Here is a 16,510-nt window from a genome sequence, read left to right on the forward strand (position 1 = left end):
CCAAATCAAACTCCGAGCCATTAGTGTGGCTCTGTATCTATGGGGTCGCGCTTCGCTTGGGCGACTCTCCCCACTAAATGCATGGCTGGCCTTTTTTCTCGGGCCAGCTCTTGGTGCACCGTGGACGCTTCGGGGGTGGAAGGGCCTTGTCGCTCTCTTGTCCTCCGATTTCTTTTTCCCACCGCTCTTGGCGGTTGAAATCGGATGCCAAAGTCGCTCCTTCGGCTCCTTCCTCCCCCTTCGCTGCTTGTGCACCTTGAAAGCAACAGCTTCGCTCTAACCGCGCTCGCTGAATCAAATCCAAACTCCGAGCCATCGGTGTGGCTCTGTATCTATGGGGTCGCCCGCTTCGCTCAGGCGACTCTCCCCACTAAATGCATGGCTGGCCGTATTTTCTCGGCCAGCTCCAATTCCAAACTTCGAGCCATATCTACGGCTCTCTATTTCTCCGCTGCGCTAATCTGCTTACCCCAGACGGCAATGCCGTGGTCGTTCAGGCCGGTAACTACAAGCGCAGACTGGCTTCGCTCCCAGTCCCAGGATGGGAGCAGCTTCAGCTCTTCTGTGGAAGCTCCGCCCCACGGGCTTTCTTTCCACTCCAACGTCAGTGTTTGTTTGCCGTCAAACGTCCATTTGCCTGAACCGTTTTCGCTTTTCAATTTGCCGTTGGCTTGCAAGGTGTAAGGTACTGCCTGCACCTGTCCGTCCACCGACGGGTCAACAGCTAGGCCTTCCCACTCCCCGGCGATCATCGACTTCGGAATGTCCTGTGCGTACTCACCTGCATAACGTTCCGGTGACACAACAGGCCAGCCGTCCTTGGTCCACAGCATTTTACGTACATGCAGATACGGCCAGTTTTTATCGGTCTCACCTCTCGCATGATGCACGATATAATAATCGTCTCCATCCTTAAGGACGGAGTTATGTCCAGGTGCAACCCAGCCCTCACCTTCGGTGAAGCGATAGCCACCCAGAATTTTGGTTCCGACTTCGTATTGAGGCAGATGCTCTGTATCCAGCATGTTCATGCCATTTACATCCGTGTAGGGGCCTGTAATCGAATCAGCACGGGCTACACGCACGTTATAATCTTCGAATAAAGAATCATACGAGACGAATAAATAATACTTTTTGAACTCCGGGTTATACACAATATATGGCCCCTCCACCGCACCTTCTTCCGTAGCACGATCACGGGCGGCAATGCGTGTACCATACCCCTCTTCCTTGAACTTTCCGGTTTCCGGATCGAGAGGTGCAATGTATATCCCGTCAAAAAAGGAACCGTAGACCATCCACGAATTGCCTTCGGCATCCAATACCGGATTGGCATCGATGGCATTTAACTTATCCTTTTCGTTCTCGGATGTTTTAACAACCAACCCTTCATCTGTCCAAGGACCCTCTGGGGACGAGGATGTCTGAAAACCAATAGCCGAACGCGTACTACCAAAAGATGAAGCCGAATAATACATCCGGTAGGTGTCACCAACCTGAATCACATCCGGTGCCCACAGATTTACTGCCCCAGTCCAATCGAGGGCTTCCTTCGGAATACCCGGCAAAGCCTGACCTACCCATGACCAGTTGATCAGATCATCCGATTTGCGTACCATGACGCCGGGTTTCGCTTCTCCTGCTACACGAACATCGGTCGAATAAACGTAATATCCCTGATCTGTTTTGATAATGGCCGGATCATGCGCATTGTTCACCGTCCAACGGGATTCGTCGTCCAGAATGGAGGTGTCATACAATTGGGTATCTTGGGGAGCCTCAGGAAAGACCGGCGGGGACACCGCTTCCCCTGCTCCTTCTCCAGAACAGCCTGTAGCCCCAACCAACAACAGCAGCAACATCGAAGCAACAACTCCTTTTCCTGAATTCATCCACCCGCGGAATGTTCTCCGCAGATTCATCCTTTCACTCCAGAGATTGCTACCGATTCAATAATCTGTTTCTGGAAGATCAGGAAGATGATCAATACCGGCAACAGCGCAACAATGGACGCTGCCATAATTAGCGGGTAATCCGTCTGGATCGCATATGTGGCATTGAAGTTTGCTATAACGAGCTGCAAGGTCTGTTTTTCAGGTGAATTCAGATAAATAATTGGTGCTAGATAATCGTTCCAGATGCCCATGAACCAGAGAATCAGTTGAGCTGCAATCGCCGGTTTAATGAGCGGAAACGTAATGCTCGAGTACAGTCGGAAATAGGAGCTGCCATCAATTTTCGCTGCTTCAATAATGGCATCAGGCACACTAAGCAGGTATTGACGAAGGAAGAAGATCATGACGACGTTACCAAATAATCCTGGAACAATAAGCGGCAGCAGTGTGTCCACCCAGCCCAGCTTCGAGAACATGATGAATTGCGGAATCATGACTGTCGGATACGGAATCATCATCGATGCGAGCAAAGCTAGAAACAGTTTGTTTTTATGCGGAAATCTCAATTTGGCAAAAGCAAAGGCAGCGATACTTGACGTAAAGGTCCCGACAACGGTAACACTGACCGCCACGATCAAGCTGTTTTTGACCCCGCTGAGTAACGGACCTGCTTCCCAAATTTCCTTATACTTTCCGAATTGGAACACTTCAGGTATCCACACGGGCGGAAGCGCGAACACATCCTGCTTCTCCTTCACTGAAGTGGACAACATCCAGATCAGTGGTGCAATCATCGCAATAGCACCAAGCGCCAAAACGATAAAAATGATAGAGTTTGTTAATTTCCTCTTTTGACTGTAAGACATCTCCGGTTCACTCCTTTCCTAGACCATTAATCCCCATCATAGGCTGATTTTTCGTTCATTTTGAATTGCACCAAGGTAATGACAAAAATGAAAATACCAAGAATCATGGCCATCGCAGAGGCATAACCCATTTGCAGGTTGCTGAATGCTTTCTGCCAGATGTAGAAGACAATGGATGCGGATGAATATTCAGGACCACCCGTCGGGGTCATAATGTTCATTTCGGTGAAGATTTGGGAACCACCAATAATGTTTGTAACAACGAGGAAAAAGGTAACCGGCTTCACCATGGGCCAGGTGATGTTGCGGAAGATCTGGAACCCGTTTGCTCCATCCAACTCAGCCGCTTCGTAATATGTACGTGATACACTTTGCAGTGCAGCCAGATACAATAACATCGTATAACCTAGACCTTTCCACACCGTCATAATAATCAGGGCCGGTTTAACTGTGTCTTTGTTTGCGAGCCAGTTAGGGCCTTCAATACCGAATAGATCCAGGAATTGGTTCACTAATCCGTAATCCCCGTTGTACGCCCAGTTCCACATGATGGACACCGCTGCGAGGGAAGAAATGACCGGAATATAATAGATTACACGGAACGTCGTTGTGCCGGGGATTTTACGATTCAGACCCATCGCCAGCAGCAATGCGAGCAACAAACCAATCGGGATACCCAGCATCAGATAAAAGGTGTTGAACATCGCTTTGTAAAACAAATCATCCGTGAGCAAATCCTTAAAATTGGCTAAACCAATAAAGTTCATCTGTCCCAAGCCATCCCAATCCGTAAACGAACCGTACAAGGAATAAAGGAAAGGGAACAGAACAAAGATCAGCAAACCAAGAACCGGAGGCAAAATAAACAAATATCCGTACAGCCTCTCTTTGCGATACAAACTAGATTTTGTAATCACTGCGCTCACCCCTGTTTCTAATATCAGCATGTTGCATGAATCGATGGATGCCTGCTTGATCAATTCATGCAACATGCCCGTATGGAATCCAAAAATGATGCCAGCAGCGTTAATAGCAGGCTGCTGGCACCGGCTTTTTTTGAAAACGGAATCTACTACTCATCCATTTGGCGTAGGCTGATTCTCTCTAGAACCTATGTTTCAATCTTTCCAGCCACATTTTTTCAGCATTTTATAAAATGCTTATTTCTGAGATTTCTTCTCTTGTTCTACTGCTTTGTCTAACAGCTTTTGCATTTTCGGCTGCTGCTGTTTCACATAGTCTGCGGCTGTAATTTTGCCATCCAATACCGGCTGAATGTCAGTGAAGAACAGGTCATACCATTCCGCATTGTACGTGTAGTTCCCTGGAAGAGAACGGCCATAATCTTCTACGATATCAATGAATTCCTGTTTATTGGCTGGTTTCGTTGAAGTATCTTTGGCCCATTCGTCAGCCATGTCGAGAAGATTCGGAATTTGCACTTTGGCATCAACCAACTGCTGCATGCCTTCTTTGGAAGCTGTGAGATAATTCACCAACTCTGCGGCTTCTTCTGGATGTTTCGTTTTGGCCGATACACCGATACCCAGTGAACCGATCCACGTTGCGGATTTACCCGTAGAGCCCGCAGGGAAAGGCAGCAAATCATATTCGAAAGGCAGTTTCTCGAATGTACTCATATCCCACGGACCTACTGGGAAGAAAGCCATTTCTCCTTTCATCCAGCGTTGGTACGTATCCAATGTTTGCGCTTCCTCAATAGAAGGCGTGATTTTGTATTTATTTTGCATGTCCGCAAAGAATTGCAGTGCTTCCGCGAATTTCGGATCATCAATGGTTACCTTTGTTTTGCTATCATCCAACCAGTCTGCACCATTGCTCCATACGAAGGACTGCAGCGCCCATTGTACGTTGAAGCCTGTACCAAATACGTCCGGTTTACCGTCTCCATTCGTATCCTTAGTCGCTTGTTGGTTGACCTTGATGAATTCTTCCCATGTGTAAGGCTTGTCCTTATCAGGGAATGGGATGCCCTCTTTTTCAAATAATGTCTTGTTATAACCGAGTGCAAACGGACCCAGATCTTTCGGCATTCCGTAGATATCGCCCTGACCTGCCATTTTGCCATCATAGCGATACAAGTCCAAACCATATTTCCAGATGTTATTCAGATCTACATCCGCATTATTTTCAACGTAAGGTGTCAGATTCATCAACACATTGCTGTTCACATAGGCTTTAATATCGCCAGGGTTAAAATAGAACACGTCCGGCAAACTGTTGCCTGTAATGGCAGCTCTCAATTTGGTTGCGTATTGATCCGCAGCTGTAACGATAATTTTAACTTTGACACCTGGATGCTCTTCTTCGAATTTCTTAACAACGGCTTGATATGCCTTCTGTTCATCCGTGCCGCCCCGGAACATAAATGTCAATTCCTTGTCCCCGCTTGAACCGCTGCTTCCTCCGCAACCCGCAAACACGAGTGCACTTACCAGCATTAGAAGCATAAGTGTGACTAAACTCTTTTTCTTTACCATCTGAACCCCTCCTGATCTGGATTTGTAACCGTATTCAATTAGGTGAAATAAGATTTCTGTTGTTAAATTTATCAAATCCAGATCACTTTAGTCAATACTTTATTAAAACATTTTATATTTATTTAAAACAAATCAGTACGTTGGCCATCCGCTGGAATCCCACAGCAAGTCGTTGATTAGTAATTTCGGATTGCCGTTATCGTCAGCATCGTAAGCGTGGCGCGCAATCACATTACCGTTATACACATCCTGACCGCCCGGTCCTTTCCACTTGGCATTCCCCGAATCCAATATGGTTCCGCCGCCATTCAACATGTTCACACCGTTTTTGTCCACATACGGACCTGTAATACTCGTTGAACGTCCATAGACCATTTTGTACGTGCTATTCACGCCCTGGCAGCAGGAATCAATCGAGGCAAACAAGTAATAATAACCATTACGGTATACAATACTTGGTGCTTCGATGGCCCCGCCATTATTCGGACGCGCCGCAATGGAGGAGATGCTTCCAGTCGGTTTCATCGTGGTTTTGTCGAGCTTCACAATCTTCAGACCGCTCCAGAAAGAACCGAAAGCAAGCCACGGGTTGCCTGAAGCATCGATGACCAGATTCGGATCAATAGCGTTATAATCGTTGGCGGTTGTGGTTTGAAGCACAAACCCCTCATCCTTCCACTGGCCTGCTCCAATGCTGGTTGCAGACGCAAGCCCGATCGCCGATCTGTTGGAGCCAAAGGTAGAGATAGAGTAATAAAGCCACACTTTTCCGTTATACTGCTCAACGTCAGGTGCCCATACATCCAGACCACTCTGTCCCGGAACGGCAGAGGCCCACCAGGATGGCTTGCTCAGAAAAATCTGCGGAACGCGGTACCATGAGGACCCGTTATCCGATTTCAGTACCTGAATGCCAGCACCGGTTGAAAAGGTATACCATGAGCTGCCTTCTTTGATGATGGATGGATCGTGGACGGCAATATCGCCGGTCAGATTCCAAAATGCCGCGAATGCCCTGGACTGGCCCGCCAATAGCAAAACAAGTACAAGCAGTGCAGGTAATGCCCAACGTTTCTTCCTGAATCCTGTCATTCCTTTGAACTTTTCCAAACCGAATTCCACCTCTCCTGATCAAATAGTTAATTTGGTTCATGAAGTATTAAATCAATTTAGGTATACTAGGATTATAAAAGCGGTTACATTACATTTCAATGGTATATTTCAAATATATATGAAATGATTTAAGTTATTTTCTAAAGTAAATATTCAACATTTTATGAATAATACGCTCATTTATGCTATGTATACAAGGGATTCGGCTTTCTTTTCTCGCCCTTCCCTTCCATCCGGTAATCATTTATAATTATCTAAAACAAACCATATAAATGTGCAGAAGCCTGGATTAGAAGGGCTTTGTTCAGAACGTGGAAAGGAAAACCACCTATGATTTATATTAAAGATCTGATGTCTGGCGTTAATATTTTCAAGGCACTCAGTTCGGAAATCCGAATCCAGATTATTGAGTTGCTTGCCAAGAACCAGAGTCTTAACCTCAATGATCTCGCAACCAAACTGGGGCTCAGCAATGGCGCCATTACAATGCATATTAAGAAATTGGAAGAAAGCGGCCTGATTGAGATCAATACTGCGGTTGGCAAACATGGAATTCAGAAGATTTGTTATCTCAATGAGGAAAAACTAATGGTAGACCTGCGTTCACAGGAGATTTTTAACCGATACGAGGTTGAAATTCAGGTAGGTCATTATAGCGATTATCAGGCAGCTCCTACATGTGGTCTCGCCACCCGAGACAGCATCGTCGGTGAGTTCGATGATCCGCGTTACTTTGCTGATCCGCTCCGTATTGATGCGGAGATGATTTGGCTGGCCGAAGGTTATCTGGAATATCGCATACCCAACTACCTTAAGCCTAACCAGACGTTCAGCGAAATCCAGTTGTCCATGGAATTGGGTTCAGAAGCACCAGGTTTTTGCGATAACTACCCTTCGGATATTTATTTCTACGTCAACGGCATCGAGATTGGCTGTTGGACGAGTCCAGGAGATTTTGGCAATACCCGAGGTACGTTCAATCCAGACTGGTGGCCACCGCATCTGAATCAATACGGGATGCTGAAGCTGATCCGCATCACCCAAGAGGGCAGCTATATTGATGGATGCCGCATCTCCGATGTTACTCTGGACCAGATTGGCCTGGATTACAAAAGCGATATCCACTTTCGAATCGCTGTAACGGACGGACCAGTGAACAAACGGGGATTGACGATCTTCGGTAAAAATTTCGGCAATTACGGCCAGAACCTGCTTGCGCGTGTACTCTATAATGTGCAAGAGGAATAGATCAACGAATAGACATTGTCATCATAAAACAAAGCATTAAAACAGCCGTCAGTTGAGAAACTGACGGCTATATTCATTTCTTTCACCCAATCTCGCCAAGATGTTCTTCAGGAAGGGTGCTTACCTTGAGGTAAGTACATGTACTAAAAGTGCGTACTTACATCTCGGCAATACTCCCTTTATACTCAAGAAACATTATAGCTTAGGGAGGAAGAATTCATTTTGAAAACACTTGTCATCGTAGCACATCCCAACCTGGAAACGTCGGTCATTAACAAACGATGGATAGAAGAACTCCAACAATATCCGGAAAAATATACGATACATGAACTATATAAAGTTTACCCTGATGGACGTATTGATGTGCAGCAAGAACAGCAGCTTATTGAAGCTCATGACCATCTGGTCCTGCAATTTCCGTTCTATTGGTTTAGCAGCCCACCTCTCCTTAAACAATGGCTGGATGAAGTTTTTACGTATGGCTGGGCTTATGGCTCCAAGGGCGACAAATTGCAGCAACGCAAAGTCGCCTTGGCCGTATCTGCCGGAATCAAAGAGGCAGATTACACGGAAGAGGGCAAATATCGCTATACCCTTGGACAACTATTATCTCCTTTTGAGACGACCTTCTATTACTGCGATGCCGATTACCGACCATTCTTTGCCTTCTATGGTGCAGAACACGAGCCTGCGGCAAATGAATTGGAACAAAACGCACAAAACTATTTACGTTTCATGGATAACCTATAATACTCACTCCAAGCAGATCAAAAAAGCAGTATCTCCGATTCAGGAAGATACTGCTTTTTTGATTTTTTAATCTCACAACCTGATCGTTAGCCTTGCATTAACCCCGGGGCAGACACCATATTGGCTTCTCCCCAATCACACATCATATCTAACAGTGGCATTATTGATTGTCCTCGTTCCGACAATGAATATTCAACTTTGGGTGGAATTTGGGGATATTCTTTGCGTAGAATCAGATCATGTTCCTCCAGCTCCTTAAGCATGACGCTCAATGTTTTGTGGGAAATGGTACCAATGCTTCGCTTCAATTCATTATGTCGCATCACCTTGTTTTCAGACAGCCAATACAGAATAACCATTTTATATTTACCGTTTACCAGGGACAGCGTATATCCAAAGCCGGTATCTTTTAGCGCCACGCCAGTTGGAACACAGGTTTCTCTCATACTCACCCCTCCTTCTTTCGTTCATCACACCACTGCGGATTATTATAGAGATTGCCTGTACGTTTTGGGAGACATGCCATACGCCTTTGTGAACTGCCGGGTAAAATAATTGCTATCGTTAAACCCGCATTCATTAGAAAATTGGCTTTAAACTAATTCAAATAGGCGTTACTCAACAATTCGCCCTCCATAGTTCATGTTGGGATGAATGTCTATATCATGCTACTCCATGGCCGAAAAATCAAGGTTTGCTGATCCTTGGATCGATATAATTCCTCATGTACTGAAGCAAATGAACCTCTCATAAAAAAAGCCCTTCCATAGCTTTACACCTGTTATTCTCACCGAGTTCCTCTTCTTTCATGTGACTTTCTTCCTGTTTGCTCTGAAACTTAGAAAAGATTCATTGATTTATTAGAGAAGTTCTCCTAATATTTTTAGTAGGAACACCCAGCGGCTCGGCATCATGGTAATACTTCACTGTCTTTATGAGAGCGCTATCGCTGCAGCTCTAAAGAAAAACGGGAGGTTGCAGATATGAAATGGAATCACTTCAAGTCCAAGCTTCTGCTTAAGTACACACTATCCTATATCTCCATTTTCCTTATACCTCTTGTTATTTTAACTATTATTATTTATCACAATGCTGTGGACACGCTCCGTTCAGAGATTGAACAGACCAATGTCAATCAGTTGACCCAAGCAAAAACGGTCATTGATGACCGCATGAAGGAATTACAGGACATCGCATTTCGTATCGCCTATGATGAGCAGCTAACCCGTTATTGGACTCACCATCCCTACTATAGCCGGGAATCAATTGCTGCCTTGGTCAAATACAAAGCCACCAGTTCCATTATCGATGAGCTATTCCTGTTCTTCCGCGGAGATGATAGCATCTACTCGTCTCAGGGCTCTGAGAACCTGGATGTATTCACGGGCCGCTACAAATTTAATACATGGAACAAAACGGACATGATCCGGGATTTGAATAACGTTCAGTTCCCCACGATACGACCAGCCGAACAAGTCGTTCAAGGAACCAAAGTACCCAATTCCATGCTGGCCTACCTTGTACCGATTGCACCTAACAATACGCCCGCCCACGGGACTGTCATGTACCTGATTCACGAGTCCAATCTGACGGGATTGATTGATTCCATTCTCAGCGACTACCATGGTATGACTTATATTTTCGATAATTATGGGCAGGTGTTGGCCGCCAATTATAAGGGGGAGACCATTACCGAACAGGAAGTCAAAGCTCTGTTTGAACTTGAGCCGGGAACACACAGCCTCTCCTTAAATCAAGAACCGCATTCGGTTGTATCCGTCAAATCAGACGCGGGCTGGACTTATGTAACCGCTATGCCAAGCAATCAATTTTTTAGCCGAATTGTCCATATTCGTACCTTTGTTGTTCTTGTTTTCTCCTTCATGGTGGTGATGGGCACCTTCCTCGCCATTTTGTTGGCCCGAAGACAATACCATCCGATATCAGACTTGATGGAGTTCATTCGTTTAAAAAATAATCCTGAACCTTCCACAACCAGCAACGAGTTGGAATGGATCAAGAAAACGCTGCATGATTACAGCCAGCGTGTGGACCTTCAGGAGCCCTACGCTCGTAATCATATTCTGCTTATGCTACTGAAGCATGGTCATACCGGAGAGCTCCCTTCTGAGTTTACGGATAATCTCGGCATACGCTTTAACCGATCCCATTATTTTGTTATGACCTTGGGATTGGAAATGCACGATCTTCCCCGCGGAGATTATCCCGAACAGCGTACTGTTATGCAGCTGATCAACGATATGGAACTGCCGGAGTTGTCTGCTTTTGCTTACGGCGTGGAGCTTCCACAGCCAGACCAAGTAGCCCTCATCGTCGGATTTGATGCCGAAGTCGGGCATGAATCCAGCTTGAATGCTCGTATGGAGTCTATTGTTGAATCACTACAATCGATGGTGGCAGAGCACGTCGGAGTTGCTCCCGCGATCGGGATCGGTAACAGCTATAGTTCTCCATTGCAGCTGAACCAATCCTATATCGAGGCATCAACTGCGCTGGAAGCATCCATGCTGCACGGACAGGGCAGCAGTACCTTCTTCAACGCCCTTTCCGGCTCTAGTGAACAGGATTCTTCCTTCTGGGTACCTAAGGATGTGCTGCTGAAACTAGTTCAGAGCTTGAAACAGGGCAGTTACGATGTGGCGGTACAGATGGTATCAACTGCGTTGAATACCCTGAAATCCGAAATGCCGTCTGTACCATTGCTGCGCTGCATCTGCTTCGATATTCTGAATACGATGCTCAAAACGGCCTCGGAACTTGGCATTCATCACGTGGTTAATCAACTTCCAAGGATCACTTCCTACGACTCGTTAGAGGATTTGGAGAAAAAACTGACAGGACTTGCTGCCGAGATCTGTGCTCATGTCGAGGCGAAGAGCGAGACGGAAGAAAGCTCCCTGATGGATGAAATCGTTGCTTATATTGATGCCAATTACTCCGATTATGACCTCAGCCTGGGTACGATTTCATCGAAATTCACGATCTCTTCATCGTATTTCAGCCGTTCCTTCAAAGAGAAGATCGGCATGAACTTTACCCAATATATCTGGCAGAAACGGATGGATGAGGTTATCCGACTGCTGCTGCATACGACCGACCCGTTAAAAGATATTATCACTCGCGTCGGTTATCTGGACACACCGAACTTCATCCGTAAATTCAAGAAAGAGACGGGTTATACCCCAGGGCAGTACCGCAAAATGCACCGTCCCAATGACTCCTCCGATTCCCCGGAAGATGACGACGAAGAATGTCTTGGATAATGGATGGATTCGTAAAATAAATAGAAACCTCCCAGAACCTTTTGGTTCGGGGAGGTTTTTGTATGTTTTTGGCTCATATAGGCAAGCCGATCCTTGCAACCAACTCTCTTCTTCTATTTCCCTACCGGAACATCTTGAAGCCCTTGATGTATTGCACCCAGCAGACGATGGGTCGGATCACAGCCGTATTCCCAGAACATAATGCCGGCCAGGCCCTGATCCTTCACGTAATCGCATTTGCACTGAATCGATTCTTCATCATCATAAGATATTAGGCTCGACCCATTAAAGAGAAACGGTGCACAGGCTTCCTCATCCCAATAACGGACGTAACCATTCTTGTTGATGTACTTCGCTTCCAGTTCGGCAAATGCCGGACCATAGCCGCCTGTGCTACCAGCCATTTGGTGAAGACCGTGGTTTCGGTTAGGAACCTCAGTCCAGATCCGTGAGTAGAACGCAGCGCCGATAACGATCTTCTCCTTCGGAACGCCGGCACGGATGAACAGGTTCACGGAAGCATCAGTACTAATTCGGAACAGATCTCCGGTTGGCGTATACAGATTCGTATGATGTCCGGTCAGAACCTGAAAACCGCCGCGCATATCATAGGTCATCAACTGCACAAAGTCCAGGTACTGCTGCACCTCAGCCATCTCTGTACCGTCGACGTAGTATTGATCAGCCCCTGCCGCAATGGTGAGCAGATAATGACGGCCATCCTCGGAGCCCTTGGCATCCAGTGTTTCCCGGATCGTCTTGAGAAGTAAGGTGAAATTCCTTTTGTCATCACGACTGGATGCGATACCGGCTTCACCGTAAGAAGGATACTCCCAGTCCAAATCGATCCCGTCAAAAGGGTACTCCTCCAGCACCCTAACCGCTGATGCGGCCATGCTGTCCCTCCCCGCTTGGGTTGAGGCGGCTTCAGAGAAACCACCAGCGCTCCATCCGCCAACGGACAGCAGCACCGTTAGATTCGGATGCTTCCGCTTAATATTACGGATAACCTCTCCGTTTTTTAAATGCTCGGTGGTGATTTCATCATTCTTGACATGTCCAAAGGCTACATTCAGATGGGTCAACTTCAACAGATCCTCATCCGTCATGTCGGGAAGAACAGAATCGACGACATAACCAGCAGCAATATATTTCGTCATCCTCTTCACTCCGATCCATTCAATGATTGAAATATCGCAGCAGCAATCTGCAGAGCTTCCTTGCCTGTACCGATCTTGTACCCAGAGGCCGAGTATCGGATTTGATCCTGATTATCCAGCACGAACAGATGCGGATAGCCCGCTTCGTGAGCGGCTGGTTTCGAGATGAAACCAGACAAGGACGCATAGCTGGAATCCCGGACAAAAATCGTACGTATCGGCAGCTTCGGATAAGCCCCAGAGTCAAAGGAGGCGTTCCATTCTGTATCTCCGATTACCAGCACGATTGGCACGCCTAGCTTATCCAACGGCTCAGCCAGCTCACACAGCTCACGAATCAGATGTTTGGTCGGTTCACGTTCTGGTTCAATCCAAGCAGCAATGGCCCCCTCAGCTCCCAAAAGATCCTTCAGTACCACCTCTGAACCATCCAGACGAGTCAGCTCATTGCCGGTTGCCAGTTTGCCCAGCACAGGGATGTCTACCACCGTCTCGCGATAAGTCAGTGCTACCTCTGTGGTGTCTCCGGCGCGAACGGTGCAGTAGATGAAGCGGACTCTTACCGTTCCATCTTTCAGACGGATACCGGTCGTTAAGCGATAAGCTCCCGGTTCAACCTCAAATGGATCGCTATAAACATCGGTGTGACCATATGGATAAATCAGCGTTTTGTACACACCATCCTCCAGACGGGCCAACGAGAAATTCTCCGCATAGGATGCTGACGGCGCATCCTCCCGAGCCTCAGAATCCTTGAGAAGTTGCAGCATTCCCCAGCTTGAGCTCTCCTGATTTCGAGAAGAAGTTAGACTTAACACCGCATCCTCCCAGCCTTTGTCACTAAGATACTGCGGTTTCTGCTCGCTCGGATGCAATCGGGCCGGAATGCCCAAACTGCGGCACACAGCGACAAATAGTATATCGAGCGACAGTGGATCTCCCTTCATCAGGCTGTACGTACCTACAGGGTTTCCCTTGCCTTTCAGGTTAGGGAGATCCTCATAATACGAATAGCTCTGTTCCAGATTGAATACAAGCTTTGAAGGATCTTCCCTGAACGCCGCTGCTTCTTCCTCGGAATAAGCATTCTGGAATACGGATCGATAAGGCACCATCATTTCATAGGAGACTCTTGGGCACAGGATGTACTTCACAAACGTCTCTTCTGCCCATTGTCCACGCTGCGAGAGTGAACCTATAAGATGATCGTCCAGTGTCGGCCGAAAAGTGTCGATCAAATCTTTTTCGTTCATCGACTCCAGCAACTGTAGTGGCCACTCGCCAAATTCACCGGAACGCCCCTCTAGGAAAGCAGCGATTTCGCGGCTGTTGCCCCGTGCCTTCTGTAGAATATCCCGTACGCGCTCCGGAGGCAGTCCAGTTGTATGAGCCAATGCAAATGCATCTTCCTCACTCAGGAATGTATCCTCATATCCACTCCGAATCTTCGTACCTTCTTCCAGGCGGCGGTTGTGATTCAGGATCTTCTCTTCTGGTAACGAAGCCACTACTTCTCCCTCCCCTTCCGGAGGAGGAACCATATCAAAATCCAAGATCCCTGATGGCTGCTCTAACGAATTCAACACGAGCTCAACATGAGCGCTGTCCTGAGCTTTGAATAGAATTTCACCCCACTTGCCACCACTAACCGCACGAATCACTAGGTCGCCATGACCTGTCTTAAAGGAAGCTTCTCCTTGTGCGTCCGTCTTGATTTCGGCGATCGGATAAAATTCAGCACTATTGTATACCTCAAAGCGGACACTCGCTTCAGACACGGGCGCACCCTGCTCATTTATCACCTTCACGCAGATGGTATGCGCTGGCGCATAGTTCTCCAGTAAATTGATCTCCGTATATCCCTTCTCGGAGAGTGTTATATCCTCCGGTCCCGGATAGTCGGCAAATATTCTCGTATTAATCAGCATGGCCCTGCGGGCTGGTGGACTGAACCATCCTTGATTCAATCCGGCTTCCGGTTCGCATGCCCCAATGTAATACCATTGGCCGTCCGCCCAGGCTTCTACCCAAGCATGATTGCTGTCACAGTGAGCCCAGCGTGGTGTGTAGACCTGACGGGCAGGTATGCCGATGCTACGAAGAGCGGCTACCGCCAGCGTGGATTCTTCTCCACAGCGGCCGCGGGCATTTCGAATCATCGTCAGTGGCGATATCGTTCGCAGATCACTGCCAATATAAGTCGCTTTTTCATGACACCAGTAATTGGTCTCCAAAATGGCATCCGCCATGGATAACTTCGCTGTCCGGTCGGCCAACTCGTCAAAGATAATGCCACGGAAATCTTCAATATTCTCTGTATTGATTCGATAGGGAAGCACAAAATGCAGAAACAGATGATCTGGTACACGCTCCCCCCAAGGCACACGCTTGCGAATGTCCAGTGCCCGACGCACATGACTGAGGAACAGTTCCCCATCATAATCAGCCAGGTCGTTCACTGGCATGTAGGCATACACATATTTCAAAGCCCATGCCTCTTCTTCAGTTAATGGCTGCTGAAACACATGAAACAGTTTATCTTTGCGGGTATCTGCAAAGTTTAACTTCTCCTGGAACTTCTGCTCGATCCGCTCCAAGGACTGTGCATCCATTGAGAACACCAAGGTTTGGCTGGTCATCGCTAGCTCACTCCTTCCACAGCTTTCCGTCTTCCCGAATACAGATTAAGGTAGTGCCATCCGAGGAAGGCGTACTAATCTGGAATAGGCTACGGGTCGTTTCAATTACAGGTTGGCAAATCAACGATTCCTCACCCATAAGTAACTTCACATCTTGTGTAAATTCACCATGGGCTTCAAAATAATTGCGTTCACGGTAATAGAGTCTGCGAAGCTCCCATTTAATTCGTTCATCTTCTGGCAGCTCAAAGGGCTGATCCGTTCCGTCATCCGAAAATACGACATATCCCCATAGCTCCGGATAATGCATGTTGATAATACCCATGGGCGACCAGACCCAGTTGTCCTCCGGATAAGGTTTGCCTGTATCCGGATTCAGCACTTTGCGGTACTCACCATCCTGCACCTCAGTCTGCCATTCCACCCGTGAGAAGTTGACACGCCAGAACTCACCCGGTGCTGGCGGACGGTTACCTTCGGCACATTCCTTTAGGCTGGTCCAGGGAATCGCGACCTCGACGCTCCATTTTCGGTTATCGGCGCCAGGTGTGTTCAGCTCCCCATCGATATGTACGGCTGTCTTAAGACCGCTGATATCCCAACCGTTGACCGGAGGTCCACCATCCCGATATGGCTTCACCAATAACAGGTCCCATACTGTATTCAGCGCATTGATCTCGAACTCATAATATTGATGGGTATCCCCGTCGGGATCGATAAAAATCTCAAAATCATTGTCATAGAAAATAACAGAATCCCGCTCGGTCAACGTAGCCCATATCTGATCTTCAATAAGTTCGGCAGCAAAGTAGAAATAGTCGTCATCCCACAGCATTTTTACCCGAGTCTGTTTTCCGGGTTTCGGACGAAGATCCCCTTCGATATCAACGAAATCCTCCGTCCAATCGGCCGCACCCCAGAATGCCTTATCTACGCGTCCGTCCAGTATCAGCGGTTCCTGCGCACGCTTGCATATATAATGTTTGGGAGCATACTCAATCTTCGGCTCAGGTACTCCACTTTGGTTCATATCGCTCTCTCTCCGCTTCATGAG

At 47.3% G+C, this 16,510-nt stretch carries 13 protein-coding genes and 1 pseudogene; 4 read left to right on the forward strand and 10 right to left on the reverse strand.

Annotated elements, in window-relative coordinates:
- The coding region (locus tag A6049_RS33735) for a hypothetical protein (RefSeq protein WP_205412006.1) at positions 1–280 on the forward strand (280 nt) is incomplete at its 5' end.
- 160 nt (positions 281–440) lie between these two features.
- On the opposite strand, the gene A6049_RS10495 is transcribed toward A6049_RS33735, so the two are convergent.
- The 5 genes from A6049_RS10495 to abnA form a co-directional block, all read right to left on the reverse strand.
- The gene (locus A6049_RS10495; protein WP_063564647.1) at positions 441–1,862 is read right to left on the reverse strand and encodes an arabinan endo-1,5-alpha-L-arabinosidase; all 1,422 of its coding nucleotides are present in this window, start codon (positions 1,860–1,862) and stop codon (positions 441–443) included.
- A gap of 56 nt (positions 1,863–1,918) precedes the next feature.
- On the reverse strand, positions 1,919–2,761 hold the full coding sequence (locus A6049_RS10500) for a carbohydrate ABC transporter permease (protein WP_063564576.1): 843 nt from the start codon (positions 2,759–2,761) through the stop codon (positions 1,919–1,921).
- A 26-nt stretch (positions 2,762–2,787) separates the two neighbouring features.
- Positions 2,788–3,678: a carbohydrate ABC transporter permease gene (locus tag A6049_RS10505; RefSeq protein ID WP_062324023.1), complete on the reverse strand. Its 891-nt coding sequence runs from the start codon at positions 3,676–3,678 to the stop codon at positions 2,788–2,790.
- 243 nt (positions 3,679–3,921) lie between these two features.
- Complete coding sequence (locus tag A6049_RS10510) at positions 3,922–5,262, reverse strand: ABC transporter substrate-binding protein (protein WP_063564577.1); 1,341 nt, start codon at positions 5,260–5,262, stop codon at positions 3,922–3,924.
- A gap of 132 nt (positions 5,263–5,394) precedes the next feature.
- On the reverse strand, positions 5,395–6,354 hold the full coding sequence (abnA, locus tag A6049_RS10515) for an arabinan endo-1,5-alpha-L-arabinosidase AbnA (protein WP_095206046.1): 960 nt from the start codon (positions 6,352–6,354) through the stop codon (positions 5,395–5,397).
- 351 nt (positions 6,355–6,705) lie between these two features.
- Here abnA and A6049_RS10520 point away from each other — a divergent pair, with 351 nt between their 5' ends.
- Complete coding sequence (locus A6049_RS10520; RefSeq protein WP_063564578.1) at positions 6,706–7,623, forward strand: ArsR/SmtB family transcription factor; 918 nt, start codon at positions 6,706–6,708, stop codon at positions 7,621–7,623.
- Between the two features lie 222 nt (positions 7,624–7,845).
- Positions 7,846–8,373 carry an NAD(P)H-dependent oxidoreductase gene (locus tag A6049_RS10525; RefSeq protein ID WP_205412007.1) on the forward strand — a complete coding sequence of 176 codons (528 nt, stop codon included), beginning with the start codon at positions 7,846–7,848 and terminating at the stop codon, positions 8,371–8,373.
- A gap of 86 nt (positions 8,374–8,459) precedes the next feature.
- On the opposite strand, the gene A6049_RS10530 is transcribed toward A6049_RS10525, so the two are convergent.
- Complete coding sequence (locus A6049_RS10530) at positions 8,460–8,819, reverse strand: winged helix-turn-helix transcriptional regulator (protein ID WP_063564580.1); 360 nt, start codon at positions 8,817–8,819, stop codon at positions 8,460–8,462.
- A gap of 42 nt (positions 8,820–8,861) precedes the next feature.
- Positions 8,862–8,951, reverse strand: a pseudogene (locus A6049_RS32580) (helix-turn-helix domain-containing protein); the annotation flags it as partial.
- A gap of 405 nt (positions 8,952–9,356) precedes the next feature.
- On the opposite strand from A6049_RS32580, the gene A6049_RS10535 reads away from it, so the two are divergent.
- On the forward strand, positions 9,357–11,657 hold the full coding sequence (locus A6049_RS10535) for a helix-turn-helix domain-containing protein (protein ID WP_063564581.1): 2,301 nt from the start codon (positions 9,357–9,359) through the stop codon (positions 11,655–11,657).
- A 113-nt stretch (positions 11,658–11,770) separates the two neighbouring features.
- On the opposite strand, the gene A6049_RS10540 is transcribed toward A6049_RS10535, so the two are convergent.
- From A6049_RS10540 to A6049_RS10550, 3 genes are read right to left on the reverse strand one after another with little or no spacing between them, the layout of a single operon-like run.
- The gene (locus A6049_RS10540; RefSeq protein WP_063564582.1) at positions 11,771–12,817 is read right to left on the reverse strand and encodes a glycoside hydrolase family 18 protein; all 1,047 of its coding nucleotides are present in this window, start codon (positions 12,815–12,817) and stop codon (positions 11,771–11,773) included.
- 5 nt (positions 12,818–12,822) lie between these two features.
- Complete coding sequence (locus A6049_RS10545) at positions 12,823–15,456, reverse strand: transglutaminase domain-containing protein (protein ID WP_063564583.1); 2,634 nt, start codon at positions 15,454–15,456, stop codon at positions 12,823–12,825.
- A gap of 7 nt (positions 15,457–15,463) precedes the next feature.
- A complete protein-coding gene (locus A6049_RS10550) occupies positions 15,464–16,486 on the reverse strand; it encodes a carbohydrate-binding family 9-like protein (protein ID WP_063564584.1) in 1,023 nt (340 codons plus the stop codon).
- Positions 16,487–16,510: the final 24 nt, after the last annotated feature.

This window comes from Paenibacillus sp. O199 (assembly GCF_001636635.1).
GTDB classification, from domain to species: domain Bacteria; phylum Bacillota; class Bacilli; order Paenibacillales; family Paenibacillaceae; genus Paenibacillus; species Paenibacillus marchantiae.

Bases quoted from the DNA above. Each gene is read 5' to 3' on its own strand.
- A6049_RS10495 (WP_063564647.1), bottom strand. From the start codon at position 1,862: ATGTTGCTGCTGTTGTTGGTTGGGGCTACAGGCTGTTCTGGAGAAGGA.
- A6049_RS10500 (WP_063564576.1), bottom strand. From the start codon at position 2,761: ATGTCTTACAGTCAAAAGAGGAAATTAACAAACTCTATCATTTTTATC.
- A6049_RS10510 (WP_063564577.1), bottom strand. From the start codon at position 5,262: ATGGTAAAGAAAAAGAGTTTAGTCACACTTATGCTTCTAATGCTGGTA.
- abnA (WP_095206046.1), bottom strand. From the start codon at position 6,354: ATGACAGGATTCAGGAAGAAACGTTGGGCATTACCTGCACTGCTTGTA.
- A6049_RS10520 (WP_063564578.1), top strand. From the start codon at position 6,706: ATGATTTATATTAAAGATCTGATGTCTGGCGTTAATATTTTCAAGGCA.
- A6049_RS10530 (WP_063564580.1), bottom strand. From the start codon at position 8,819: ATGAGAGAAACCTGTGTTCCAACTGGCGTGGCGCTAAAAGATACCGGC.
- A6049_RS10535 (WP_063564581.1), top strand. From the start codon at position 9,357: ATGAAATGGAATCACTTCAAGTCCAAGCTTCTGCTTAAGTACACACTA.
- A6049_RS10540 (WP_063564582.1), bottom strand. From the start codon at position 12,817: ATGACGAAATATATTGCTGCTGGTTATGTCGTCGATTCTGTTCTTCCC.
- A6049_RS10545 (WP_063564583.1), bottom strand. From the start codon at position 15,456: ATGACCAGCCAAACCTTGGTGTTCTCAATGGATGCACAGTCCTTGGAG.
- A6049_RS10550 (WP_063564584.1), bottom strand. From the start codon at position 16,486: ATGAACCAAAGTGGAGTACCTGAGCCGAAGATTGAGTATGCTCCCAAA.